Below are 25,415 nucleotides of genomic sequence, written 5' to 3'. Positions count from 1 at the left end.
AAATGTCAAAACCCGAATTAAATACGCGCCCCAACATCGACCAAGCTGATGATTTCTATGCGCAACTGATCGACATGCATCGTGATTTCTCGCCGCAGCAAAGTGCGGCGGCAAACGCGGCCTTGATCCTGCTGCTTGCCAACCATATTGGCGATCTGGGCGTGCTTCAGCAAGCGTTTGATATTGCCCGGGAGGAGGGCCGGCAGCTTGCCTCAGGGCGGCCTTAAGTCTGTCCCTTCAGCAACACCACCAATGCCCCGGCGCCACCCTCGGCCGCAGTCGCCTGGCAAAAGGCCAGCACCTCTTCCTTTTGCACCAGCCAGTTACGCACCTTGGCTTTCAAGACCGGCTCCTTGTTGATCGAGCCGAGCCCCTTGCCGTGAATGATGCGCACGCAGCGCCAGCCGCGTTTGGCGGCCAGCCGGAGGAATTCGGCGAGCGCTTCGCGTGCTTCGTCGCGGCGCATGCCGTGCAGGTCGAGTTCTTGCTGGATCACCCAATGGCCGCGCCGCAATTTGCGCAATACGTCGGGACCGATGCCGCTGCGGGCAAAACTGAGCGACGCGTCGCTGTCGAGCAGGGTGTCGATGGTGAATTCATCCGACAGCGATTCCTGCAAGGCCGCTTGTTCGTCGGCCAGATGCTGGCGCGCAATGGGTTGCGGGCGTGGGACGCTGGGCGTGAGTTTGTCGGGCGGCGTCAGCGGTTTGACCGCGCCGATGCTGCTGCGGAACAGGTCGGCTTCGCGCCGCGCTTCCTGTTCGCGGCGTTGGCGTTCGGCGGCAGCAGCCTGGCGCGCTTCATCCTGCGCTTTTAAATCCTTGCGCAGCGATTTGAGGGCGCTGAAATCCTTGATCGGGCCGGACATGGGGGATCTTCTTGATTGACGATGAATTCTGGAGAGCGGCCGGTTTGCTTCGTTAGGCGATAACCAGGGGCAGGGTTAATAGGCTGCGAAAAACTCTGCCCCTGATCAGCGCGTCATTTAAGCCGGAAAACTCAGTCTTCCAGGAAGCGTTGCGCATCCAGTGCCGCCATGCAGCCGGTGCCGGCGCTGGTGATCGCCTGGCGATAGACATGGTCCTGAACGTCGCCGGCGGCGAACACGCCTGGCACGCTGGTGGCGGTGGCCATGCCTTCGAGGCCGGTCTTGGTCTTGATGTAGCCGTTGTGCATCTCGAGTTGGCCCTCGAAAATGCCGGTGTTCGGCTTGTGGCCGATGGCAATGAAAACGCCATGCAGCTTGATCGGGGTGATGCGGCCATCGACGGCCGACTTGATGTTGATGCCGGTGACGCCGCTATCGTCGCCGGTCACTTCATCCAGCGTATGGTTGTATTTGATTTCGATCTTGCCTTCCGCCACTTTGGCGTTGAGGCGGTCGACCAGGATCGGTTCGGCGCGGAACTTCTCGCGGCGGTGGATCAGCGTGACCTTGGTGGCGATATTGGATAGATACAGCGCTTCTTCGACCGCGGTGTTGCCGCCGCCGACCACCGCTACTTCCTGGCCGCGGTAAAAGAAGCCGTCGCAGGTGGCGCAGGCCGAGACGCCTTTGCCCATGAAGGCTTCTTCCGACGGCAGACCGAGGTACTGGGCCGAGGCGCCGGTCGCGATGATCAGCGCGTCGCAGGTGTATTCGCCGGAATCGCCGATCAGGCGGAATGGCTTTTCCGACAGCTTGGTGGTGTGGATATGGTCGAAAATGATTTCAGTCTTGAACTCTTCCGCGTGCTTCAGCAGGCGCTGCATCAGTTCCGGTCCTTGCACCCCGTGCGGATCGCCAGGCCAGTTTTCGACATCGGTGGTGGTCATCAGTTGACCGCCTTGCTCGACGCCGGTAATCAACACCGGTTTCAGGTTGGCGCGCGCGGCATATACAGCGGCGCTGTAGCCGGCCGGGCCGGAACCGAGAATTAATACATGAGCATGCTTGGCGGGTTTGGTAGTGGTCATTAGTGCCTCGGGTGAACAGATGTTGGGGCGGGCGTCTGATGTGGTTGTATCGTCAATTGCGGAGGATAAATACGGTCGGGAACATCAAAATAAGGCCCAAAAACTCCGTAAGATTATAGACGAGCTGCCGGCCAGGCGTGCGAATCAGGGCAAAATACTATCGCCATCGCGAACCGGATTTCTGTCTTTAATATAAAAACCACGCTGCAAGACAAAGTAAAGAACTTAGCTGTTTGGCCTGAGATTCAGTGCATAATTTCGCCTTGTGTTTGTAGCGACGCCAACCATCTTGGCATTGCAATATCAAACACGCATCGCCAACCAAATTTATGACTAAAACCACCGAAGCCTATACCCGCAATACCAAGCCGCGAGACGCGCAGCCGTTGCCGAGCCGTCTGGTTCGACTGCTGTACGAGGCGCGCTGGATCGTCTTTGCGGTGCTGACCGTCTACCTGATCATCATTTTTGCCAGTTATTCCAAAACCGACCCGGGCTGGTCGCATGCCAGCGTGGTGCCGCGCCTGCACAATTGGGGCGGGCGGATTGGCGCCTGGGTATCCGACTTGATGTTGTTCGTGTTCGGCGCATCGACCTGGTGGTGGTGCGTACTGCTGTTGCGCACGTTGTGGAATGGTTACCAGCGTATTTCGCATCGCTTTTTGGTCGAGCAGGATGCGGAGCCGGAACATCGTCACGAAAGCTGGATTCGCGGCATCGGTTTTGTATTGATCCTGGTCGGCAGCATGGGGATCGAATACACCCGCATGTATTCGTGGCATATGCAGTTGCCGCGGGCGCCGGGCGGCGTGCTGGGGCAATTGATCGGTAGCGGCGCGCAAACCGCGTTGGGATTCACCGGCGCCACCATGCTGCTGCTGTTGCTGTTTGCGCTCGGCATCAGCCTGTTTTTTCATGTGTCGTGGCTGACGGTGGCTGAGCGCATCGGCGCCGGTCTGGAAAACGTCGCCCTGTGGCTCAAGAATTTGTATCTGGCGCGCGAAGACCGTAAAGCCGGACAGGTCGCCGCCGTCAAGCGGGAAGAGGTGGTGGTGCAGGAGCGCGCCAAAATCGTGGTCGCGCCGCCGATCAGGATCGAGCCGCAAATCGTGGCGGTACAAAAGTCGGAGCGGGTCGAAAAAGAAAGGCAAAGCACCTTGTTCCAGGATTTGCCGGATACCAATCTGCCGCCGCTGGGCTTGCTGGATGAAGCACCGCCGGCGCAGGAAACAGTCAGCGTCGAAACGCTGGAATTCACCAGCCGCCTGATCGAAAAGAAACTGTCCGATTTCGGGGTCCAGGTGAAGGTGGTGGCGGCCTATCCGGGGCCGGTGATTACGCGCTATGAAATCGAGCCGGCAACAGGCGTCAAAGGCAGCCAGATTGTCGGCCTGGCGCGCGATCTGGCGCGCTCCTTGTCGCTGACTTCGATCCGTGTGGTCGAAGTGATTCCAGGCAAAACCTATATGGGCCTGGAGCTGCCGAACCCGAAGCGGCAAATAGTTCGCCTGACCGAAATCCTCGGTTCCAAGGTCTATAACGACGGCGTGTCCAGCCTGACCATCGCGCTCGGCAAGGATATCGCCGGTCATCCGGTGGTGGCCGATCTCGCCAAAATGCCGCATTTGCTGGTCGCCGGTACCACCGGCTCGGGTAAGTCGGTGGGGATTAATGCCACCATCCTGTCGCTGCTGTACAAGTCGGATCCCAAACAGGTGCGCCTGATCCTGATCGATCCGAAAATGCTGGAGCTGTCGATTTACGAAGGCATCCCGCATTTGCTGGCGCCGGTAGTGACCGATATGCAGCAGGCCGGTCATGCGCTGAACTGGGCGGTGAATGAGATGGAGCGCCGCTACAAGCTGATGTCGAAAATGGGCGTGCGCAATCTGACCGGCTATAACCAGAAGATCGCCGATGCCGAGAAGCGCGAAGAAAAAATCCCGAATCCGTTCAGCTTGACGCCGGACGCGCCGGAGCCGCTGGAAAAATTGCCGACCATCGTCATCATCATCGACGAGCTGGCCGACTTGATGATGGTGGTCGGCAAAAAGGTGGAAGAACTGATTGCCCGTATTGCGCAAAAGGCGCGCGCTGCCGGGATCCACCTGATCCTGGCGACCCAGCGGCCGTCGGTGGATGTGATTACCGGCCTGATCAAGGCCAACGTGCCGACCCGGATCGCGTTCCAGGTCAGCAGCAAGATCGACTCGCGCACGATTCTCGACCAGATGGGGGCGGAAGCCTTGCTGGGCATGGGCGATATGCTGTACATGCCGCCCGGCACCGGGCTGCCGATCCGGGTCCACGGCGCCTTTGTGTCGGATGAAGAAGTGCATAGAGTGGTCGATTACCTGAAGGAACAAGGCGAGCCGAATTACATCGAAGGTATCCTGCAAGGCGGAGTTGCCGAAGAGGGCGGCGATGGCGCCGGCGGCGCTGCTACCGGCGGCACCGAGGGCGACGAGCTGTACGATCAGGCGGTCGCCGTGGTGCTCAAAAATCGCCGGGCTTCGATCTCGCTGGTGCAGCGTCATCTGCGGATCGGCTACAACCGCGCGGCCCGCTTATTGGAGCAAATGGAACAAAGCGGGCTGGTCTCAACCATGCAATCCAACGGCAACCGGGAGATCCTGGTGCCGGCTGGCAATGCCAATACGGAGTAAAAATGCAAAAGAAAATTACAGTGAAAATAACCGGTCTGGCGTTGTCGATCGCGATGCTGCCGTCGCTGGCCAACGCCAGTGCGCTGGAACAATTCAAATCGTTCGTCAGCAGCACGCAGTCGGCCAAGGGCGAGTTTACCCAGCATCTGGTTAAATCCGATAGCGCCAGCAAGACCGCCAAAGTGCCTAGCGATTCCAGCGGCAGCTTTATCTTTGCCCGGCCCGGCAAGTTCATCTGGACCTATCAGCAGCCGTATGAACAGGTGTTGCAGGCGGATGGCGACAAACTGTATATCTACGACAAGGACCTGAACCAGGTCACGACCAAAAGCCTGGGCAATGCGCTCGGCTCCTCACCGGCGGCGATCCTGTTCGGCAGCAACGACCTGGAAAAGAATTTCACGCTGAAAGAGGGCAAGGCCAAGGACGGTGTGGAGTGGCTGGAAGCGACTCCCAAAGCCAAGGACACGACCTTCGACCACATCGGCATCGGCTTGCGCAATGGCTTGCCGGAAGCGATGGAGTTGCGCGATTCGTTCGGTCAAGTGTCGCAACTGTCGTTCAAGCACATCGTCAAGAACCCGCCGTTGCCGGCTAACCACTTTAAATTCGTGGCGCCCAAAGGGGCGGACGTGTTCAATTCAAATTGAGGCGACCTCTAAAAATCTGCGGCGGAGATTTGCAACATCGCCGTCCTGGCCTTAGGCAGTTCGGTACGGTTTTTAGCGCTCGGACTGGCGGCTTGAAAGCTCTCGCTGCATCTATTCTTCAAACAACTTGATTTTCCCGCCATGTCCGATCTCTTCAAAGTAGAGCCCACCCCGCCACTGGCCGAGGCATTGCGTCCGACTACGCTGGATGAAGTGATCGGTCAAAGCCACTTGCTGGGTCCGGGCAAGCCGCTCAGGCTGGCTTTCGAGTCGGGCAAGCCGCACTCGATGATTCTGTGGGGGCCGCCCGGCGTCGGCAAGACCACGCTGGCGCGGTTGACGGCAAATGCATTCAACTGCGAATTCATCGCACTGTCTGCGGTGTTTTCTGGGGTCAAGGACATACGCGCGGCGATGGAGCAGGCCGAGCAGAATCTGGCGCAGGGCAAGCACACTATCCTGTTTGTGGACGAAATTCATCGCTTCAACAAGTCGCAGCAAGATGCCTTGCTGCCGTATGCCGAGTCCGGGTTGGTGACGTTCATCGGGGCGACTACCGAAAATCCTTCGTTCGAAGTCAATTCGGCGCTGCTGTCGCGGGCGCAAGTGTATGTGTTGCAGGCGCTGACCGAGGCGGAGCTGAAGCAGTTGCTGGCGCGGGCGCAAGAGCAGGTGCTGTCCCATCTCCGGTTCGACGATGCAGCGGTCGATACCCTGATCGGCTATGCGGATGGCGACGCGCGCCGGCTGCTTAACTTGCTGGAGCAGAGCGCCAGCGCGCTGAGCTCATCCGGCACCACTACCGTCAGCGCCGAGTTTTTGCAGAACGCACTGACCCTGAATGCGCGCCGCTTCGATAAAGGCGGCGACAATTTCTACGACCAGATTTCGGCCCTGCACAAATCGGTGCGCGGCTCCAGCCCGGATGGTGCGCTGTACTGGTTGTGCCGGATGCTGGACGGCGGGGCGGATCCCAAATACCTGTCGCGCCGCATCGTCAGAATGGCATGGGAAGACATCGGCCTGGCCGATCCGCGGGCGATGCAGATTGCCAACGATGCCGCGGCAACGTTCGAGCGTCTGGGTTCGCCGGAAGGGGAGCTGGCGCTTGGGCAAGCGGTGATTTACCTGGCGATGGCGCCCAAGAGCAATGCCGGTTACAACGCCTTCAATCAGGCCATGGCGTTCGTCAGGAAAGACAAGTCAAGGGAGGTGCCGGTCCATTTGAGAAACGCCCCGACCAAGCTGATGAAAGAATTAGGTTATGGCCATGCCTACCGTTATGCGCATGACGAGCCGGATGCCTACGCTGCCGGCGAGTCTTATATTCCGGACGGCATGCAGGAGCCTGGCTGGTACCGGCCGGTGCCGCGCGGAATGGAAATCAAGATCGGCGACAAACTTGCCTGGCTAAGAGAATTGGATAGGAATGCCGGCAAGAAATAACTGTTGAAATCAAGTGTTGCTTGCGGAGCTAGCCGCACTGAACGCCATGCACCGGTTTCCGATCTTGGCGGCCATAAAGCTTGACTACGATTTTAGTCTGACTATAATCTCGCACGCTTTACCGATGAAGTAATGACATTAAAAATAAAAAGTTATCGTCGAATTGATAGACGCACATCAATTTGAGAACGATTGATATCAGGTAGGCAGGAGACAGATCGACGGCAATGCCACAGCTGGAGAATGCCATCCGCGCGTCGCCATGCGATTAAAAAGATGCGAATGCACACAATCGCGGAAACCGGACTGAGCGCGGCATTCCATTCACAGCTGGAGCGCAGCCTGCCCATTACGTCGCTTACCTCGCCGATAGTCATCGGGAAAGCCATTGACGCATTTACTGAAAACTTGATTTCGCAACCGGCACATTGGTAGTCGGAGGTAGATATCAAGCAGCAATTAACGCATCAATAAATAAAGAAATCGCGTTTGGTTTTGCATTAAATACATGGCATGATTTTTGCGCTTGTTAAAAGACGCAGAAATACCCAAGCAGCGGTGTTTTAATGTGCAGAATTTGATCGAATTCAAATGCGCCACGGAGTGAGGCATGCGGATCATGGGCCTCAATGCATGGCTGTCAGTAACGACGGAGCGATGGACTCACTATGTATCAAATCACGTTGTATCCAGGTTTAATCGGTCAAGGTGTAAACGGCGACCTGCCATCCGCTTCCTATCCGGGGAGCCGCCATGTTTGAGCGCGCAGCCTATGCGGAACGCCGGCGCCAGCTGAAGCGGCAATTTTCCTCCGGCTTGCTGCTGCTATTGGGGAATACCGACGTTTCCATCAACTATCCGCATAATCATTACTGGTTCCGCCAGGATTCATCGTTCTCTTACTTTTTCGGCTTGAATCAACCCGATCTGGCGGCGGTAATCGATATCGACGCCGATCTCGATACCCTGTTCGGCGATGACGCCAGCCTCGACGACGTGATTTGGGTCGGCCCGCAAGTTTCCTTTGCCGAGCGCGCCAGTACCGTCGGCGTCGACACGGTCAAGCCTTACCAGGAGCTAGCCGCTGTGATCACAGCGGCGCAACGCCAGAATCGCACTATTCACTATCTGCCTCCGTATCGCGGGGAATCGGTACTCGAACTGGCGCGCCTGTTCGCTTGTGCGCCGGAGCAAATCAAACCCGGCATTTCACAAAGTTTCATTCAAGCCGTGGTCGCTTTGCGCGAGATAAAAAGCGCGCAGGAAATCAACGAGATAGAGCGCACCCTGGCCGTGACCAGGGACATGCATATTGCCGCCATGCGGCTGGCAAAGCCCGATGCGTTTGAATACCAGATCGTGGCCGCGATGGAAGGCATCATGCGCAGCCACGATTTGCAGAGCGCTTATCCGATGATTTTTTCCCGCAGCGGCGAAATCCTGCATAACCGCGACCACCATCAACGCCTGCGTGCGGGCGACCTGGTGGTGAACGACTCGGGAGCGTCCAGCGCGCTCGGCTATGCCAGCGACATTACGCGCACCATCCCGGTCGGCGGCCGCTTCAGCGAGCTGCAGCGCGCTTTGTATGAGATCGTTTTAGGCGCGCAGCAACACGCGATTAACGCCATGCGGCCTGGCGTCCCATATTTGCAGATACATAAGCTGGCCGCGGCGTACCTGGTGGCCGGCATGTCCGAACTGGGTTTCTTTCACGGCACGCCGGAGCAGGTGGTCGAGTCGGGGGCTTACGCCATCTGCTTCCCGCACGGGCTTGGTCACCAAATGGGTCTGGACGTCCACGATATGGAAGCATTGGGCGAGAACCAGGTCGGCTACGATGTCCACGTTAAGCGTAGCGACCTGTTCGGCCTGCGCAATCTGCGGCTGGCAAAAACCTTGCGCGCCGGTATGGTGGTGACGGTCGAGCCGGGAATTTACTTTATCCCGGAACTGATCAAACGCTGGCAAACTGAGGGCCGCCACAGCGAGCTGATCGATTACGCCCGGTTTGCCGAATTCATGGATTTCGGCGGCATCCGGATTGAAGATAATGTGCTGGTGACAGAGTCGGCAGCACGTGTGTTGGGCCCGGCAATTCCAAAAACTTGTGCCGAGATTGAAGCGTTGATGGCTGGCGCTGAAAAGGGAGGTGGCGTACAGACGGATTGAAGAGAGATCGTTTTGTCACTCAATGTGAGAGATGCATCAGTATGAAATCAGTTTCACGACACCCTAATAGATATCAAGAAAGAGACTAATGATGAAAAGAAAATTGATTGCCAAGGTTGGACTGGCCGCTGTTTTATGCGCTACTGCCGGCTTTGCGGTAGCGGCTAAAACACTGGTGTTTTGCTCGGAAGGCAGCCCGGAGGGTTTCAATCCGCAGCTGTTCACCACCGGCACCACATTCGATGCGTCGGCGATCCCGATGTACAACCGCCTGGTCGAGTTTGAACTCGGCACCACCAAGGTGATTCCTGCGCTGGCAGAGTCGTGGACCGCGTCCGACGACGGCCTCAGCTACACCTTCAAGTTGCGCAAGGGCGTCAAATTCCACAGCAGCGCCAAATTCAAGCCGACCCGCGACTTCAATGCCGACGACGTGCTGTTTACGTTCAACCGCATGATGGATGTCAACCATCCTTTCCATAAGCTCCCAGCAGGCCAGAAATTCAGCTATTTCCTGGATATGGGCATGGATAAAATCATCGACAAGGTGGAAAAGGTCGACGACCATACCGTGGTCTTCAAATTGAAACATCCGGAAGCGCCGTTCATCGCCAACGTGGCGATGGAATTCGCCTCTATCCTGTCGGCCGAATATGCCGACAAAATGAAGGCCGCCGGCACGCCGGAAGTGGTTGATCGCGACGCGATCGGCACCGGTCCGTTCCAGTTTGTCTCTTACCAAAAAGACGCGATCATTCGCTACAAGGCGTTCGACGCCTACTGGGGCGGCCGCCCCAAGCTGGATAACCTGATTTTCGCGATTACGCCTGATGCGTCGGTGCGTTACGCCAAGCTCAAGGCCAACGAATGCCAGGTCATGGCGTTCCCGAAACCGGCCGATATCGAGTTGATGAAAGCCGACAAGAGCATCAACATGCTGACCAAGGAAGGCTTGAACATCGGCTATATCGCCTTTAACGTCGAGAAGAAGCCGTTCGACAATAAGCTGGTGCGGCAGGCGCTCAACATGGCGGTGGACAAGCAGAACATCCTGAAGACGGTCTATCAAGGCGCAGGCCAGCTCGCAAAAAATCCGATTCCACCGACCCTCTGGTCCTATAACGACAAGGTCCAGGATTATGTGTACGACCCGGTGAAAGCCAAGGCCTTGCTGGCCAAGGCCGGCTATCCGAATGGCGTCGAGGTTGAACTGTGGTATCTGCCGGTCACCCGTCCGTATAACCCGGACGGCAAGCGGATGGCAGAGCTGATCCAGGCCGACTGGGAAAAAATCGGCGTCAAGACCAAGCTCACCACTTACGAATGGACCGAATACCTGAAGCGCAGCAAGCAGGGCGATCAACAGTCGATGATGTTCGGCTGGTCCGGCGACAACGGCGATCCGGATAACTTCTTTGCGACTTTGATGGGTTGCGAAGCGGTCAAAGGCGGCGCCAATGTCTCACGCTGGTGCGATAAGAAATTCGAGGACCTGATCCAGAAAGCCAAGCTGACGCCGAAGCAGCCGGAACGCGCCAAGCTGTATGAGCAGGCGCAAGTGATCGCACACGAAGAAGCACCGTGGATCAACCTGGCGCACTCGGTACGTTTTACACCGGTACGCAAGGAAGTGATCGGCTTCAAGATGGGCGTGTTCGCGCATCACCACTTTGAAAAGGTTGACTTGGCAAAGTAAGGCTGCCCGCGGTTGGCGAAGTCGCCAGCCGCAAGCCGACTGCATCCGCGGCGGTCGCACAGACCGCCGCACCGCTTAACCTCTAACAGGTATTTCCCCATGTTTGGATTCCTCCTGCGCCGTGTGGCATTGGTCATTCCGACCTTTCTCGGCATCACGCTGCTGGTGTTTTTGTTGATTCACCTCATTCCTGGCAACGCCGTCGAGGCGATGTCCGGCGAGCGCGGCATGGGTGCCGCGCAATACGCCCAACTGGTCCATGACCTGGGTCTCGATCAGCCGCTGTACATGCAGTATCTGCACTATCTGGGCAACGTCTTCAAAGGCGATCTCGGCCTGTCGATCATGACCCACGAGTCGGTGCTGACCGAATTCAAGACATTGTTCCCGGCCACGCTGGAACTGTCTTTCTGCGCCATGTTGTTTGCGCTGGCGATCGGCTTGCCGGCCGGCATACTGGCTGCGCTAAAACGCAACACGGTGCTGGATTACTCTGTGATGGGCGCCTCGCTGACTGGTTACTCGATGCCGATCTTCTGGTGGGCGCTGTTGCTGATTCTGCTGTTTTCGGTGACCTTGGGCTGGACCCCGGTGTCGGGCCGTATCGATATCCTGTTCGATGTGCCGCCGGTGACCGGCTTCATGCTGATTGACACCCTGCTGGCGGGCGATGCCGATGCCTTCAAATCGGCCGCCTCGCATCTGATATTGCCGACCATTGCGCTCGGCACGATTCCGCTGGCGGTGATCGCCCGTATGACGCGTTCGGCGATGCTGGAAGTGTTGCGTGAGGATTATGTGCGTACCGCGCGCGCCAAGGGCTTGTCGCGGGCGCGGGTGATTGCCGTGCATGCGCTGCGCAATGCCTTGATCCCGGTGGTCACGGTGGTCGGCTTGCAGGTCGGCGTGATGCTGGCCGGCGCGATCCTGACCGAGACCATTTTTTCCTGGCCGGGCATCGGCAAGTGGCTGGTGGCGGCAATCCAGCGCCGTGATTATCCGGTAGTGCAGGGCGGCATTCTGTTGTCGGCCACCATCATCATTTTCGTCAACCTGATCGTCGACGTGTTGTACGGCGTGATCAATCCTCGTATTCGGCACAGCTCATGAATAACGCCACTTCCACCCCAATCAGTCCGGCGGCCGCAAGCGCCGGTACACCCAGCGCGCCGCCGCATCCGGCGCTCGAACTGTGGTCCTATTTTCGCCAGAATCGCGGCGCCGTGATCGGCCTCGCCATCATCATCCTGATGGTGTTGACGGCGCTGCTGGCCGATTTCATCGCGCCGCATTCCGCGATCGAACAATTCCGCGACGCGACCCTGGTGCCGCCGGTATGGCAGGCTGGCGGCAGCAGCAAATTCCTGTTGGGCACCGATCCGGTCGGACGCGACATGCTATCGCGCCTGATCCACGGCGCCCGCCTGTCGCTGATCATCGGCCTGGTGTCGGTCACGCTTTCGCTCGCCATCGGTATCTTGCTCGGCCTGCTGTCCGGCTATTTTCGCGGCATGGTCGAGATCGCGATCATGCGCCTGATGGACATCATGCTGGCCTTGCCCAGCCTGTTGCTGGCAGTCGCGGTGGTGGCGATCCTCGGCCCTGGCTTGATGAATGCGATGTACGCGATTGCGATTGTGATGGTGCCGCACTATGCACGGCAGACGCGGGCCGCGGTGATCGGCGAGATGTCGCGCGATTACGTCAGTGCTTCGCGGATCGCCGGCGCCGGCACGCTGCGCATCATGTTCAACTGCGTGTTGCCGAACTGCCTGGCGCCGTTGATCGTGCAAGCCACGCTGGGTTTCTCCACCGCGATCCTGGATGCTGCTGCGCTCGGCTTTCTTGGCCTCGGCGCACAACCGCCGACTCCGGAATGGGGATCGATGCTGGCCAGTGCGATGGAATTCATCCAAAGCGCCTGGTGGGTAGTGACTTTTCCCGGCTTGGCGATTCTGATCTCGGTACTGGCGTTCAACTTGATGGGCGACGGCTTGCGCGATGCGCTGGACCCCAAACTGAAGCGATAAAACTATGGCACTGCTAGAAATTAAAAACCTGCGCGTTGAGTTCGGCTCGACCGCATCGCCTTTTACCGCGGTAGATGGGCTCGATCTCAATGTCGAGGTCGGTGAAGTGGTCGGCATCGTCGGCGAATCCGGTTCCGGCAAAAGCGTTACCTCGCTGGCGTTGATGGGCTTGATCGATTATCCCGGCCGGGTCAAAGGCGAGCGCATGGCGTTCGATGGCCGCGATCTGCTGTCGATGTCGGAGAAAGAACGGCGCAGTTTGCTGGGCAAAGATATCGCGATGATTTTTCAAGATCCGATGACCAGCCTGAATCCGTCTTTCACCGTCGCCTATCAGCTGATCGAAACCCTGCGCGTGCATCAGGGCGGCTCCACCAAGGAGCTGCGGGCACGCGCGCTGGAGCTGTTGAAGCAGGTCGACATTCCCGACCCGGAACGCCGGCTTGACGCTTACCCGCACCAACTGTCAGGCGGCATGAGCCAGCGGGTGATGGTGGCGATTGCGATCGCCTGCAACCCGCGCCTGCTGATTGCCGATGAACCGACCACCGCACTCGATGTCACGGTGCAGGCGCAAATGCTGGAGCTGCTGCTGCAATTGCAGCGCGATCGAGGCATGGCGCTAATGTTAATTACGCATGACCTGAGCGTGGTGGCCCAGACCGCGCAAAGGGTGGTCGTGATGTATGCGGGGCAAGTGGTGGAGACCGGCCGCGTGCCGGACATCTTCAACGCACCGCAGCATCCGTACACCCAAGCCCTGTTGGCGGCACTGCCCGAGCACAATATCGGTCGCGCTCGCTTGCAAACCATCCCTGGCGTCGTGCCCGGCCAGTACGATCGTCCGAGCGGTTGCCTGTTGAGCCCGCGTTGCGCCTATGCGGTTGATCGTTGCCGCCAGGAGCGGCCGGCGCTGATCGGCGCTGCCACCGCACAAGTGCGCTGCCATTTCCCGCTCGACCAGGCAGGGCAGCCGACCAACGGCTGGTCAAAAATAGCCAAACAGTCGCCCAACGCAACCTTGAGTAGCGAGGCTGCATGATGACGAACCCTAATGTGAGCCCCAGCGTGAGTCCAAGCGTTACCCCGAAAGTTTTACTCGAAGCCAAGAACCTGATCAAACATTACAGCGTAGCGCAAGGCTGGCTCAAGCCTAAAGCGACGGCACGTGCGCTGGATGGCGTTTCGTTCATCCTGAATCCAGGCAAAACCCTGGCGGTGGTGGGCGAGTCGGGCTGCGGCAAATCTACCCTGGCGCGCCAGATCACGATGATCGAACCGCCGACCGGCGGCGAGCTGTGGATGGACGGCGTCAATATCGCGGAAGCCGACAAAGCAACCCTGAAGCGCGTGCGGCCGCTGGTGCAAATGGTGTTCCAGAATCCCTACGCCAGCTTGAACCCGCGCAAGAAAGTGGGCGAGATGCTGGAAGAACCGCTGATCATCAATACCGCCCTGAGCCGGGTGGAACGAGCTGAAAAAGCACGGGCGATGATGGCCAAGGTCGGCTTGCGACCCGAGCACTACGGCCGCTATCCGCACATGTTTTCAGGCGGACAGCGGCAACGGGTGGCGATTGCCCGGGCCTTGATGCTCGATCCTAAAGTGATCGTCGCCGACGAGCCGGTGTCGGCGCTGGACGTATCGATCCAGGCGCAGGTCTTGAACCTGCTGATGGATCTGCAAGAGGCTAGCGGGGTCGCCTATCTGTTCATCTCGCATAACCTGTCCGTGGTCGAACACATCGCCGACGACGTGCTGGTGATGTATCTCGGGAAAACGGTGGAGCACGGCAGCAAGCAGCAAGTCTTCAGCCGTCCGCTGCATCCGTACACCAAGGCGCTATTGGCCAGTACGCCGCGCATCGACCCGGCACAACGCCAGCAAAAGATGATGCTGCCCGGCGAATTGCCTTCACCGCTGGCGCCGCCGCCGGGCTGCAGCTTCAATAATCGCTGCCCGTATGCGATCGAACGTTGCCGCCAAGAGGTTCCCGCGCTGCAGCCATTCGACGGCCGCATGGTTGCCTGTCATCGGGTAGCCGAAATCTCTTGATGCCGCGGGGACGCCTCTAGAAACCTACTGCGCGGCTCAATCTCGGGGCTGCGATGCTCACCGTACCTCCGTACGGCTGCGCTTCTCTCCCCGACCTTGGGCCGCTCGCTACGGTTTCTAGAGGCGTCCACAAGCCCGGTAAAAGTGTCAACGAAGCTGGTGATGGGTGATTAAAGCTTCGTTATAGAGCCTCTGCAGTTATTTGACTGAATGGTCGGTTGTATTCGATTGACATTGTTGCTTATGTGACAGATATTAACGAAACACAACACATATAACTGTTAGAGGAGATTTAATTTTGACACTTTCACCTAAGAGATTTCGTTTGCGCCCTATGGCGCACGCACTAGCGGTAGCCGCTGTTAGCGCAAGCCTTGGCGTCAGCCTGCCGGCGACCGCGGCCAATTTCTCGCAAATGGTGTTTTTTGGCGACTCGCTGACGGATAGCGGTTATTTCCGCGGCATCGGTCAGCAAGCTTCGTTCACCACCAATCCGGATCCGGTCTGGGCGCAAATCCTGGCCAGCGGCTATGGCTTGCATGCGAACCCGGCGGCAGTGCTGACACCGACCGGCGTACAAGCTGCCGGCGGTACCGATTACGCGGTGGGCGGCGCCCGCGTCAGCAACCAAAATGGCTTTCCCAGCCCGGCTATAGCGGGATTCATCCCCACTGTGTCGAACCAGGTCAACGGCTACCTGGCCGCGAATCCCAAGCTGGATAGCAAAGCGCTGTATTCAGTCTGGGCCGGCGCCAACGATATCCTTGGCTACACCCAGGCGAATATCGCCGGCTTGATGAATCCGGCGACGCAAGCCGCCACCGCGCAGCAAACCGTGCTGCAAGTGGTCGGCGAGGCAGCCAATGTGGTCGGCCTTGTCAAACGCTTGCAACAGGCCGGAGCCGGCACCGTCATGGTGGTGAATTTGCCCGACGTCGGCCATACGCCACAGGCTGCGGCAACCGGCCTGGGGACTTTGTGGACGGCTGCTTCGAGCAATTTCAACCTGGCCCTGAATGCCGGCTTAAATAGCCTTGGCGGCAATATCGTCGCGCTCAATGCCTTCGGTCTGCTGAATGAGGTGATTGCCAATCCAACCCCGTATGGCTTTACCAACGTGACCACCCCGGCATGTACCTCGAGAGATGCCGGTAACAATCTCACCTCTTCGTTGTGCACTCGCGCGACGCTGGTGGCGCCGAACGCCTATCAAACTTATCTGTTTGCCGATGGCGTTCATCCTACTGGCGCCGGTCACGCGATTCTCGCGCAATACGTGCGATCGGTACTGCAAGCGCCGGGGCAAATCGGCCTGCTGGCAGAAGCGCCGTTGTCCGGCGCGCAAGCATTGACCCGGGTGGTGGATAACCGTTTCCGTTCCAGCCCGCAGGCAGGGAAGGCGGAAGCTTATGCCGTGCTGAACAACACCGAACTCAAATTCGATCACGGCAACAACAACCCGGGCCTGGACGGTTCCACCAATAGCGTTGCGATCGGCGTCGATTATGCGATGAATCAAAACTGGCTGGTCGGCGGCGCGTTTGGGTACGGCCATAACAAGACCGATTTTGGCGGCAACACCGGCGGCTTCAAGATGAACCAGGCCATGATTTCTGCGTACACCCAGTATCGCAACGGAGCATGGGCGATCAACGGTGTGGCGCTCGCCGGTTCGCTTGCCTTCGACGACGTCAAGCGCAACATCACCTTGGGCCAGACCATCCGTACCGAGCAAGGCGACAGCAACGGCCATCAACTGCTGTTCCGCGTTGGTGGTCAATATGACTTCAATCTTGGCGCGATCACCGCCGGCCCGGTGGCAAGCCTGGCCTGGCAGAAAGTGAATGTCGACGCTTACACTGAGCAAGACAGCAATAGCACCACCATGCATTTCGATCAGCAGACCCGCAAATCCCTGATTTCCAGCCTGGGCGTGCAAATGACCACCTCGCTACCGGTCGGCAAATATACGGTTCAGCCTTTTGCCAAGCTCGCATGGGAAAAAGAGTACGAGAATGATGAACGCGATGTGCGTGCCCACGTTCTCGACATGGCAGGGAGTTTCGGCTTACCTGCGTATCGGGCGCCGGACAACAGTGCTCGTCTCGATCTCGGTGCCAATATTGCATTGGCAACCGATTTCAGCGCCTATGCCGGCTATAGCGGACAATTTGGCGGCAGCAATAAATCGCACTCGTTCCAAGTCGGTTTGAAGAAGGCGTTTTAAATCTGATCAAGGCAAGAGACGGCAATTGTTATTTGCCGCCTCAGATGTAAAAAAGCCGCTAGTGAATATAGTCATTAGCGGCTTTTTCTTTGATTATTCGAACTATTTAAAAAAATGACCAAACGTCGATCTCAATTCTTCATCGCGACGCATGGCCCAGATTCCGGCGCCCAATACGCCAAGCATGAACCCTAAGATCGCAGCGCTGATTTTGTTTGGATAGCTTGGTTTTTTTGGGACATAGATTGAGGTAACGGCTTGTGTATTGAAAGTGCGATAGGGACTCAATTGCTCTTCAATAGCGGTTTTCTGGTCCTTCAAGCTGCGTGCTTCGGAATCGTTTGATTTCAGCATGCTGGTCAGCAGTATGCTTTCAGAAAACTTTTTCTCGATATTAGTGGCGCTGTTCGCTTTGGCAATCGGTTCCAGAATTGCCAGCCGTTCGTCTTCGATTTTTTTTAGTGAGCTGGCGGTATCATCCAAATTCTTCTTCAATCTGGTGATGGACGGCGTCAGAAGTTGCGCGTGTTCGTTTTCGAGAATCTTGAATGCAGTGTCCAAATTGGCGACGGCTTCTTCCGGCGAATATCCTTTTACCGACATCTCTATCAGATTGCTGCCCTTTGCAATGCTCGCGGAAAGCGAGGTCCTGATAAGTCTTGCGCGCTCGCTATCCGTAGCTTCCGTCGGTAAATTTCGCGCCTGGATAACCTGCAGGGCAAATCCAGGAAATCTAATGCGCTGAACGACATTATTAGGGTCGACCAGTTGGTTCGGACCAACTTGGCCAATTTGGAATAACAAGGTAGCGGGCCATTGCTTTGGCAGCATGACGGCAATGCCGACGGCAATCGCTGTGCTTAACAGGCCGGATATCGCAATGGTCAACGCGTATCGCTTGAAAAAAAACGAGAGCGGAGGCCGTAGATTTGCTTTAACCAGATCTGCTTGTGTATTCATATGTAAGAAGAATGTTGCAGTTGGATAATTTTTTAATGGTACAGGATCTGCAAAAGTGGCGCAGGTCTCATTCACGAGTCCTCCTGATGTACCCGCGCAATCCGCGCCAGCCGACCAAAGAACCCGGCCGAAATTTGATTTTCGTCATACACGATTTTTAACAACAGGGAAATGTTCGGGTGTACCGGTTAGCAGTCACATCACCTGCTGATCGCATCAAAATAGAATGATTTGACGGTCGCATGCTCCATACCGGCATGCCATTGAGCATCGAACATGCGGATAGTTGTGATCAGCTCCCCTGTATCAGTGTGCAGGTACACATATTGATATAAGGAAATTACAGTTGCTTGGTTTTACTTTCGAAACCACCACTGAGGAGTGATCATGATAAAAGGCTCTACTTTCCTGCTTACGGCTATTGCTCTTGCCGTCTCGGGCTGCGCAACGAGTCCGGAAATGGCCGAAATCTCAAACCCGCACCGCACGGAAGTCTGCGTTGCGGTCCGCGAACAAGAAATCGCGTCGTTGTTCGATCGTTGGAATAGCTCATTGCAGACTGGTGATCCTCATAAAGTAGTCGTCACCAACTACGCAGCGAAATCCGTATTGCTGCCCACGCTGTCGAACAAACCGCGAGTAACCCCCGAAGAGCAGGAAGATTACTTTCACCATTTCCTGGAGAACAAGCCGTTCGGGCGTATTGATTCACGAACGATCAAAATCGACTGCACTACGGCGATTGACATAGGGCTATACACATTCACTTTTGGGACGACTGGCCTCCCGGTGAAGGCTCGGTATACGTTTACGTATAAATGGGACGGAAGACAGTGGTTAATCACGACTCACCATTCATCTGCGATGCCAGAAAAAGGGTAGGGTGCGACGCAGAGGCATAATCCGTTGTTGCATCGAACTGTCTTTGGCGTCCGGCCAGTTCGTCCGGAATAGTCGGGGGTATCCGTTACCCGTTCACTTCGCCCGCAATCGTCCGTGGGCTGCTTGACGCAATGAAGTGAGGCGTCTCGATCACGTTTCGACGTATTGAGCAGATACAAAAAAGCCCACAGTACAAGTGGGCTTCTTCATTAATATTACAGATTCTATAATATACAGTGCTGTTCATACATACAGCTCGCGCCGTAAGTCTTTGATTCAATTGGTCGGGGCGAGAAGATTCGAACTTCCGACCCCTTGCACCCCATGCAAGTACGCTACCAGGCTGCGCTACGCCCCGACAAGCCTGATATTATAGCAGAGCAAAATTACTTTGCTTCCGTCCGGATACAGAGAATTGCATAAAAATCGTCCACCGATTGCCTGCCCGGTGACGGCGCGCTCAGGTTCGCAAGTTTGCAATGAGCGTGCTGTTCAGCTTGACCGCAATCCTCCACCAAATAATCTTATGTCGATAAAAATTAGCCAGCAGTTTGATGCCGCAGCGATAGAAGTGTTGCGCGCCGATGATCCCCAGCATATTGAGTTAAAAATTCGCGCCGATTCTCATGCGGACTTCACGCAGTGGTTTTATTTCCGTTTGCAGGGCGCGCGCGGAGAGGCATGCCGTATTCGTTTTGTGAATGCGGGTGCGACTACCTATCCCAAGGGCTGGGTGGATTATCAGGCGGTTGCCAGTTACGATCGCGAAAACTGGTTTCGCGTGCCTACCAGCTATGACGGCGAGGTAATGACAATAAACCATACGCCGGAGCGCGATAGCGTGTATTACGCCTATTTCGAGCCGTATTCGTGGGAGCGTCATTTGTCGCTGTTGGGACGTGTGGAAAACTCACCATTGGCGCGGGTGCAGGACATCGGAAGCACGGTCGACGGCCGCGATATGAATCTGGTGGTGATCGGCAATCCGGCCGCCAAAAAGAAAGTCTGGGTCATTGCGCGGCAGCACCCGGGCGAGACCATGGCGGAATGGTTTGTCGAGGGCATGATCGATGCGTTGCTCGACCGCGCCAATCCACTGGCTACGCGGGTATTGCAACATGCTGTGTTTTATATTGTGCCGAATATGAATCCGGACGGTTCGGTGCGCGGCAATCTGCGTACCAACGCAGCCGGCGCCAACCTGAATCGCGAATGGATGACGCCGTCGATGGAACGCAGTCCGGAAGTGTTCGCGGTCAAAAACAAGATCCACGAAATCGGCTGCGATCTGTTCCTGGACGTGCATGGCGACGAAGCATTGCCGTACGTGTTCGTGGCGGGTTCTGAAATGCTGGAAGACTTCAGTCCGCAGCAGGCGGTCGAGCAGCAAGCATTCATCGACAATTTTCAGCGCGCCAGCCCTGATTTCCAAACCGAGTTCGGTTATGCCGCAAGCAAATACAGTAGCGACGTGTTGACGCTGGCATCCAAATACATTGGCCATACTTTCAAATGCGTGTCGCTGACACTGGAGTTGCCGTTCAAGGACAATGCCAATCTGCCCGATCAGCAAACCGGATGGGATGGCGCGCGCAGCGCTCGCCTGGGGGCGGTTGTGTTGCAGCCGATTTTGGCCGCGGTTGAATAGTTGTTAGCTTGAAGACCAGGGCTGCCACTCAGTGCAGCCCTGGTTTAAAGAACGCGGCTTTAATGGAAATGGGCTGGCTCGTTCGGCGTGTCTTCAGGCATTTCCGGATGCACCAGGTCGCCTTCCCGATCCGGGTAGAGCGGGGTGCCGCAGTCGTCGCAAAACTCCATCGCATACAGTTCGGCGTGACGCTGAATGTCGCTGATGCCGCACTCGCGCAACAAGCTCAGAATCTGTTCCAGCGGCGTCTCCGGTTCGGTTGCGCCGGTGTTGCGGCTGCCGGTTTGGGAGATGACTTCTTCCGCAGCGTCTTCCGGCCCGTACAGCGGCCACACCACGCCATAGATGACATCGTCAGTCTGGCCGACAGAGAAACCGATGCGATATTCATCGACCCGGCCGCTTTCCGGTTGTTCGCTAAAACGGCCGATGCTGGCGTGTAAATCTTTCGACTCGATCCCCAGCGTGTGTGACAGGTAATAGCTTGCGGCGCGCAGCGACGCAGGTCGGATCTGCAGGTCGGCCTCGCGGCAAGCAGCGAAATACGCCGCGGGCAGCAATAACTCGACCGCGCAGCCCGGCAGCAAGCGCGTCAGCTGCGGCGTAACCTGCTTGCTCCATTGTTCGAACGCTTGCGCTTTATCTGCCAGATGTCCGTTGTGTCCGCGCGTCAGCTGCCAGTGGAATAGCGGCATGCCGGTGGGTACGACCAGCGCGGCCAGCAGGTAACGGGTATCCGCCAGGAATGGTGCGGTTGGCGCTTGATTGGCGGTGCGCGGGACAGGACTGTCGCTCAGCGCTGCATGGGCCAATTGTTGCAGCAACGTATAGGTGTCGGCGTGGCTGCGCGGCAATTGGTCGATCGCATACAAGGTAGGCACCATGCCGACGCGTACTTCAGGCGCCAGGATATGACCATGCAAATGTGCGTTCAAGGTCATCATCACGTCGGCTGGAATCGGCCCGGAGCCGATCGAGAAGCGGGTCCAGGCCAGGAATGGAATCGCGATCAGCAAGCAGTCGTAATGGTGTCCCGCGTATTCTATGGTGCTTGATTCGCTGCAAGCTTCGACCACATCCATCAAGGCATCGTAGGCATCCGGCTGCTCCGGGAACAGCTGTTCCAGTGCGCTGTCGATCGGTTCCTGGTGATGCGCTTTAAAGTGCTTGATGAGTACGGTTTCGATGGTGCGTTCCCATGCACGCTCTTCAAGTCGGCTGGAGGCTTGTACCAACGCCTGCGCCAGTTCGACCAGGCGTTGGCTGTCGCTGGAGAGTTTGCGGGAAGGACTTTTTGACGGACGTCGCATAGTAGTAGGGGTGTGAAAACGTGTTCAACATCTTGCTCCGCAGCGGTCGAGCTTCGCTTGCTGCCCGACCATTTGCCACAGATTCTTGCGCAGGCCCTGAACCGGGAGGCTGCGTACTTGCATTGTAGTGGATTCGGCCGCTGAAATAACAAACGCCGGGCAATGCCGGCGTTTGTTATTGATGCAAGTATGCTGCAACTAGCGTTGCAGCAACTGCGCGCTCATGACGGTCATCTTGTCAATGACCGCGGCGAGCGCGCAGATTGTTACGCGGCTAGCAATTGACGCAGCACGAACGGCAGAATGCCGCCGTGTTTGTAGTAGTCGACTTCGATCGGCGTATCGATGCGCAGCAGAACCTTGACTTCCTTGGTTTCGCCGTCGGCACGATGGATCACCAGCGTCGCATCCTGTTGTGGCTTGATGTCGCCTTCGATACCTTTCAGGTCGAAGGTTTCATTGCCTGTAATGCCCAGGGTTTGCACGCTGTCGTTGCCGATGAATTGCAGCGGCAACACGCCCATGCCGACCAGGTTGGAGCGATGAATACGCTCAAACGAACGCGCGAACACGGCTTTCACGCCGAGCAATTGCGTACCCTTGGCTGCCCAGTCGCGCGACGAACCTGTGCCGTACTCTTCACCGGCAAACACCATGGTCGGTACGCCGTCTTTGACGTACTGCATGGCGGCGTCATAGATCGAGGTCTGCTCGCCAGTCGGCTGGTGGATGGTGATGCCGCCTTCAACTCGTGAGCCGTCCGGTGTGGTCGGGATCATCAGGTTCTTGATGCGGACGTTGGCGAAGGTGCCGCGCATCATGATTTCGTGGTTGCCGCGGCGCGAACCGTAGGAGTTGAAGTCAGCCTTCAACACGCCGTTTTCGATCAGCCATTTGCCGGCCGGGCTGGATTCCTTGATCGAGCCGGCTGGCGAAATGTGGTCGGTGGTGATCGAATCGCCGAACACGCCCAATGCACGCGCGCCGGTGATGCCGGTGGCAGCAGCTTTCGGCTCCATCGTGAAGTCCTGGAAGAAAGGCGGCTCAGCGATGTAAGTCGATTTCGGCCAGTTGTAGACTTCGCCCTTGGCGGTGCCTTTGATGGCTTCCCACAGTTTGCCTGGTGCGCCTTTGACGTCGGCGTAGTTCTCTTTGAATGTCTTGGCATTCATCGCAAACTTCATCAGCTTGGCGACTTCTTGCGAAGTCGGCCAGATGTCGCCCAGATAGATGTCACGGGATTTGCCATCCTTGCCTTTGCCCTTGCCAACCGGCTCGGTCATCAGATCGCGGCTCATGTTGCCGGCGATCGCGTAGGCGACCACCAATGGCGGCGATGCCAGGAAGTTGGAGCGGATGTTCGGATGGATCCGTGCTTCAAAGTTGCGATTGCCGGACAATACGGCGGATGCCACGATGTCGTTCTTGACGATGGCTTCGTTCATGGCCGGGGTCAGGTCGCCTGCGTTGCCGATACAGGTGGTGCAACCGTAGGCAGTGACGCCAAAGCCGAGTTTTTCCAGGTAGGGCAGCAGGCCGGCCGCTTCCAGGTACTTGGTGACCACGCGCGATCCGGGCGCCAGCGAAGTCTTGATGTGCGGCGCCACTTTGAGGCCGGCTTCAACCGCTTTTTTCGCCAACAGACCGGCGGTCAGCAGCACGCTTGGGTTGGAGGTGTTGGTGCAGGAAGTGATCGCAGCAATCAGCACGTCGCCGTTCTTGACGTTGACGCCGTCGGCATTGACGTAAGTCGCATCCAGATCTTCCGCTTTCTTGTTGAAACCGTTTTCTGCCACCGGCTTGCTGAACAGTTCGGCAAAGTTGGCTTTGACATTGCCGATTTCGATGCGGTCTTGCGGACGTTTCGGGCCTGCCAGCGAAGGAGCAACAGTGCCCAGGTCGAGCGTGACGACATTGGTGTAGTCGATGTCGCCTTCTTTCGGGATGCCGTACAGGTTCTGGGCCTTGAAATAGCCTTGGAAAGCGTCGATTTCTGCTTTGCTGCGGCCAGTGCCCTTGAAGTAGTCGATGGTGGCGTCGTCAACCGGGAAGAAGCCCATGGTGGCACCGTATTCCGGTGCCATGTTGGCGATCGTGGCGCGGTCGGTCAGGCTCAGCGAGGCGGTGCCTTCGCCGAAGAATTCGACAAACTTGCCGACCACTTTTGCTTTGCGCAGCAGTTCGGTGATGGTCAATACCAGGTCGGTTGCGGTGACGCCTTCACGCAATTGACCGGTCAGGTTGACGCCGACCACGTCTGGCGTCAGGAAGTACACCGGCTGGCCCAGCATGCCGGCTTCGGCTTCGATCCCGCCAACACCCCAGCCGACCACGCCGATGCCGTTGATCATGGTGGTGTGGGAATCGGTGCCGACCAATGTGTCAGGGTAGTAGATTGCGCCCTTGTCGCTGTCTTTCTTGTGTACGCCACGTGCCAGGTACTCCAGGTTGACTTGGTGCACGATGCCGAAGCCCGGCGGCACCACGCCGAAAGTATCGAATGCCTGCATGCCCCATTTCATGAACTGATAGCGCTCGTTGTTGCGCTGGAATTCCAGTTTCATGTTGAGGTCGAGCGCTTTCTTTTCACGGAAATGATCGATCTGGATCGAGTGGTCGACCACCAGGTCAACCGGCACCAGCGGCTCGATGTTCTTGGCGTTCTTGCCCAGTTGTGCGGCGACGTTGCGCATTGCGGCGAGGTCGGCCAGCAGAGGCACGCCGGTAAAGTCCTGCAATACGACGCGGGCTACGACAAAAGGAATTTCGTCGACGCGGGCAGCGGTCGCGCCCCAGTTGGCGAGCTGTTTGACGTGCTCTTCAGTGACCTTTTTGCCGTCGCAGTTACGCAGTACCGATTCCAGTACGACGCGAATTGAAATCGGCAGGCGCGAGATGTTGATGCCGAGTTTTTTCTCCAGTGCAGGCAGTGAATAGAACTTGCCTTTCTTGGAGTCGGAAATCTTGAATTCCTTGAGTGTATTCAACGTGTTGCGGGACATGATTTCTCCTTAAATGACGATGCGAGTAAAGCGGTATTCAGGTAAACAACCGGTTACTTCCCTAGTTTTTGTTAAACGACGGTGTGCAGAATACATCGCATGCTGCACACCGCCGGGTGGGATTTTTTAAAATACTCACGGGGAGTAAGTTGAATTTCCCGATGCTGCCAGTTCGCTGCTTCGATGACTTAGCTATGTGCAGGATCCGCTGCTGCCGGAGCTACTGCTGCCGGAACTTCTGCTTGTTCTTGTGCAGCAGATTTGCATTCGTTGGCTAATTGCTGGCCTTTTTTCGAGTCCAGCAAAATGCCTTTGCTTGGAATGCCGATCCAGACCAAACCGTACTTGCGATTCTCAAAGCGGTTGGCGCCGGTGGTGGTTGCCACGCGGCTCAGGCGGTGCAGCGTTTTGCCCCAACGCAGGGCGATATGCTTCTCATCTTCGGCATTGGTGAAAATCGTCAGCTGATTGCCGAGTTCGCATTTGTATTCGACGGCTACCGAAGTTTTGGTATCCGGTGTGCCTTCGTCTTCGCCGTCATCCACGGTTGCTGCCGCCGCTGCTTGAGGGGCGGCTTTTTTAGCTGCTCTTTTTACTGTTTTCTTGGCGCTGGTTTGTGCTTGCACCTGCGGTGCTGCAACTGCCAGGCTGGCGCACAGCAGTACGAAAATCGACAGACTTTTCTTCATCTTTATTGCTCCATGGTGCGCACTGC

Annotated in this window: 19 protein-coding genes and 1 tRNA gene; 13 read left to right on the top strand and 7 right to left on the bottom strand. The window is 57.1% G+C overall.

Translation table 11 applies throughout. From position 1 onward, the window contains the following. Window positions 1-2: 2 nt before the first annotated feature. Window positions 3-227, top strand: coding sequence for a DUF2783 domain-containing protein (locus ACFPM8_RS09850; protein ID WP_378997331.1), 225 nt, complete (start codon window positions 3-5; stop codon window positions 225-227). On the opposite strand, the gene ACFPM8_RS09845 is transcribed toward ACFPM8_RS09850, so the two are convergent. Continuing rightward, window positions 224-868 (bottom strand): Smr/MutS family protein, encoded by a 645-nt coding sequence (locus tag ACFPM8_RS09845; protein ID WP_378997330.1) that lies wholly within the window; start codon window positions 866-868, stop codon window positions 224-226. The genes ACFPM8_RS09850 and ACFPM8_RS09845 overlap by 4 nt on opposite strands. A 131-nt stretch (window positions 869-999) precedes the next feature. Further along, a complete protein-coding gene (trxB, locus tag ACFPM8_RS09840) occupies window positions 1,000-1,956 on the bottom strand; it encodes a thioredoxin-disulfide reductase (RefSeq protein WP_378997329.1) in 957 nt (318 codons plus the stop codon). Window positions 1,957-2,285: 329 nt separating this feature from the next. On the opposite strand from trxB, the gene ACFPM8_RS09835 reads away from it, so the two are divergent. From ACFPM8_RS09835 to ACFPM8_RS09790, 10 genes are all read left to right on the top strand, one after another. Then, entirely contained in the window at window positions 2,286-4,622 is a 2,337-nt protein-coding gene (locus ACFPM8_RS09835; protein WP_378997327.1) for a DNA translocase FtsK, read from the top strand. A gap of 2 nt (window positions 4,623-4,624) precedes the next feature. Next, window positions 4,625-5,272, top strand: coding sequence for an outer membrane lipoprotein chaperone LolA (lolA, locus tag ACFPM8_RS09830; RefSeq protein WP_378997326.1), 648 nt, complete (start codon window positions 4,625-4,627; stop codon window positions 5,270-5,272). Between the two features lie 141 nt (window positions 5,273-5,413). Continuing rightward, window positions 5,414-6,718 carry a replication-associated recombination protein A gene (locus ACFPM8_RS09825; RefSeq protein ID WP_378997325.1) on the top strand — a complete coding sequence of 435 codons (1,305 nt, stop codon included), beginning with the start codon at window positions 5,414-5,416 and terminating at the stop codon, window positions 6,716-6,718. A 753-nt stretch (window positions 6,719-7,471) separates the two neighbouring features. Beyond that, window positions 7,472-8,890 (top strand): aminopeptidase P family protein, encoded by a 1,419-nt coding sequence (locus ACFPM8_RS09820; RefSeq protein WP_378997323.1) that lies wholly within the window; start codon window positions 7,472-7,474, stop codon window positions 8,888-8,890. Between the two features lie 88 nt (window positions 8,891-8,978). After that, window positions 8,979-10,586, top strand: a complete 1,608-nt coding sequence (locus ACFPM8_RS09815; protein WP_378997322.1) for an ABC transporter substrate-binding protein — start codon at window positions 8,979-8,981, stop codon at window positions 10,584-10,586. 99 nt (window positions 10,587-10,685) lie between these two features. Beyond that, window positions 10,686-11,696 (top strand): ABC transporter permease subunit, encoded by a 1,011-nt coding sequence (locus ACFPM8_RS09810; protein WP_378997321.1) that lies wholly within the window; start codon window positions 10,686-10,688, stop codon window positions 11,694-11,696. After that, window positions 11,693-12,616 (top strand): ABC transporter permease subunit, encoded by a 924-nt coding sequence (locus ACFPM8_RS09805; protein WP_378997320.1) that lies wholly within the window; start codon window positions 11,693-11,695, stop codon window positions 12,614-12,616. The genes ACFPM8_RS09810 and ACFPM8_RS09805 overlap by 4 nt, the downstream gene beginning before the upstream one ends. 4 nt (window positions 12,617-12,620) lie before the next feature. Next, window positions 12,621-13,658: a dipeptide ABC transporter ATP-binding protein gene (gene dppD / locus ACFPM8_RS09800; protein ID WP_378997319.1), complete on the top strand. Its 1,038-nt coding sequence runs from the start codon at window positions 12,621-12,623 to the stop codon at window positions 13,656-13,658. After that, window positions 13,655-14,671 (top strand): peptide ABC transporter ATP-binding protein, encoded by a 1,017-nt coding sequence (locus ACFPM8_RS09795; RefSeq protein WP_378997318.1) that lies wholly within the window; start codon window positions 13,655-13,657, stop codon window positions 14,669-14,671. The genes dppD and ACFPM8_RS09795 overlap by 4 nt, the downstream gene beginning before the upstream one ends. Window positions 14,672-15,005: 334 nt before the next feature. Then, the gene (locus ACFPM8_RS09790) at window positions 15,006-16,898 is read left to right on the top strand and encodes an autotransporter outer membrane beta-barrel domain-containing protein (protein WP_378997317.1); all 1,893 of its coding nucleotides are present in this window, start codon (window positions 15,006-15,008) and stop codon (window positions 16,896-16,898) included. 102 nt (window positions 16,899-17,000) lie between these two features. Here ACFPM8_RS09790 and ACFPM8_RS09785 read toward each other — a convergent pair whose 3' ends face one another. After that, entirely contained in the window at window positions 17,001-17,933 is a 933-nt protein-coding gene (locus ACFPM8_RS09785; RefSeq protein ID WP_378997316.1) for a GumC domain-containing protein, read from the bottom strand. 312 nt (window positions 17,934-18,245) lie between these two features. Here ACFPM8_RS09785 and ACFPM8_RS09780 point away from each other — a divergent pair, with 312 nt between their 5' ends. Continuing rightward, window positions 18,246-18,740, top strand: coding sequence for a DUF4440 domain-containing protein (locus ACFPM8_RS09780; protein ID WP_378997315.1), 495 nt, complete (start codon window positions 18,246-18,248; stop codon window positions 18,738-18,740). 281 nt (window positions 18,741-19,021) lie between these two features. On the opposite strand, the gene ACFPM8_RS09775 is transcribed toward ACFPM8_RS09780, so the two are convergent. Further along, window positions 19,022-19,098, bottom strand: a tRNA-Pro gene (locus ACFPM8_RS09775). A gap of 168 nt (window positions 19,099-19,266) precedes the next feature. Here ACFPM8_RS09775 and ACFPM8_RS09770 point away from each other — a divergent pair. After that, window positions 19,267-20,388 carry a M14 family metallopeptidase gene (locus ACFPM8_RS09770; protein ID WP_378997314.1) on the top strand — a complete coding sequence of 374 codons (1,122 nt, stop codon included), beginning with the start codon at window positions 19,267-19,269 and terminating at the stop codon, window positions 20,386-20,388. Window positions 20,389-20,447: 59 nt separating this feature from the next. Here ACFPM8_RS09770 and ACFPM8_RS09765 read toward each other — a convergent pair whose 3' ends face one another. From ACFPM8_RS09765 to ACFPM8_RS09755, 3 genes are all read right to left on the bottom strand, one after another. Beyond that, entirely contained in the window at window positions 20,448-21,698 is a 1,251-nt protein-coding gene (locus ACFPM8_RS09765; RefSeq protein ID WP_378997313.1) for a DUF2863 family protein, read from the bottom strand. A gap of 266 nt (window positions 21,699-21,964) precedes the next feature. After that, entirely contained in the window at window positions 21,965-24,700 is a 2,736-nt protein-coding gene (gene acnA, locus ACFPM8_RS09760; protein WP_378997312.1) for an aconitate hydratase AcnA, read from the bottom strand. Between the two features lie 188 nt (window positions 24,701-24,888). Further along, window positions 24,889-25,389 (bottom strand): hypothetical protein, encoded by a 501-nt coding sequence (locus ACFPM8_RS09755; RefSeq protein WP_378997311.1) that lies wholly within the window; start codon window positions 25,387-25,389, stop codon window positions 24,889-24,891. Between the last annotated feature and the right edge of the window lie 26 nt (window positions 25,390-25,415).

This window comes from Paraherbaspirillum soli, from assembly GCF_042654985.1.
Classification (GTDB): Bacteria; Pseudomonadota; Gammaproteobacteria; order Burkholderiales; family Burkholderiaceae_D; genus Paraherbaspirillum; species Paraherbaspirillum soli.
Note: the sequence above shows the minus strand (reverse complement) of the source record. Positions and strands in the feature narration are given on the sequence as shown.

What these genes read in the sequence shown, in the direction of transcription:
- ACFPM8_RS09850 (WP_378997331.1), top strand. Translation starts at nt 3, where the DNA reads ATGTCAAAACCCGAATTAAATACGCGCCCCAACATCGACCAAGCTGAT.
- ACFPM8_RS09845 (WP_378997330.1), bottom strand. Translation starts at nt 868, where the DNA reads ATGTCCGGCCCGATCAAGGATTTCAGCGCCCTCAAATCGCTGCGCAAG.
- trxB (WP_378997329.1), bottom strand. Translation starts at nt 1,956, where the DNA reads ATGACCACTACCAAACCCGCCAAGCATGCTCATGTATTAATTCTCGGT.
- ACFPM8_RS09835 (WP_378997327.1), top strand. Translation starts at nt 2,286, where the DNA reads ATGACTAAAACCACCGAAGCCTATACCCGCAATACCAAGCCGCGAGAC.
- lolA (WP_378997326.1), top strand. Translation starts at nt 4,625, where the DNA reads ATGCAAAAGAAAATTACAGTGAAAATAACCGGTCTGGCGTTGTCGATC.
- ACFPM8_RS09825 (WP_378997325.1), top strand. Translation starts at nt 5,414, where the DNA reads ATGTCCGATCTCTTCAAAGTAGAGCCCACCCCGCCACTGGCCGAGGCA.
- ACFPM8_RS09820 (WP_378997323.1), top strand. Translation starts at nt 7,472, where the DNA reads ATGTTTGAGCGCGCAGCCTATGCGGAACGCCGGCGCCAGCTGAAGCGG.
- ACFPM8_RS09815 (WP_378997322.1), top strand. Translation starts at nt 8,979, where the DNA reads ATGATGAAAAGAAAATTGATTGCCAAGGTTGGACTGGCCGCTGTTTTA.
- ACFPM8_RS09810 (WP_378997321.1), top strand. Translation starts at nt 10,686, where the DNA reads ATGTTTGGATTCCTCCTGCGCCGTGTGGCATTGGTCATTCCGACCTTT.
- ACFPM8_RS09805 (WP_378997320.1), top strand. Translation starts at nt 11,693, where the DNA reads ATGAATAACGCCACTTCCACCCCAATCAGTCCGGCGGCCGCAAGCGCC.
- dppD (WP_378997319.1), top strand. Translation starts at nt 12,621, where the DNA reads ATGGCACTGCTAGAAATTAAAAACCTGCGCGTTGAGTTCGGCTCGACC.
- ACFPM8_RS09795 (WP_378997318.1), top strand. Translation starts at nt 13,655, where the DNA reads ATGATGACGAACCCTAATGTGAGCCCCAGCGTGAGTCCAAGCGTTACC.
- ACFPM8_RS09790 (WP_378997317.1), top strand. Translation starts at nt 15,006, where the DNA reads ATGGCGCACGCACTAGCGGTAGCCGCTGTTAGCGCAAGCCTTGGCGTC.
- ACFPM8_RS09780 (WP_378997315.1), top strand. Translation starts at nt 18,246, where the DNA reads ATGATAAAAGGCTCTACTTTCCTGCTTACGGCTATTGCTCTTGCCGTC.
- ACFPM8_RS09770 (WP_378997314.1), top strand. Translation starts at nt 19,267, where the DNA reads ATGTCGATAAAAATTAGCCAGCAGTTTGATGCCGCAGCGATAGAAGTG.
- ACFPM8_RS09765 (WP_378997313.1), bottom strand. Translation starts at nt 21,698, where the DNA reads ATGCGACGTCCGTCAAAAAGTCCTTCCCGCAAACTCTCCAGCGACAGC.
- acnA (WP_378997312.1), bottom strand. Translation starts at nt 24,700, where the DNA reads ATGTCCCGCAACACGTTGAATACACTCAAGGAATTCAAGATTTCCGAC.
- ACFPM8_RS09755 (WP_378997311.1), bottom strand. Translation starts at nt 25,389, where the DNA reads ATGAAGAAAAGTCTGTCGATTTTCGTACTGCTGTGCGCCAGCCTGGCA.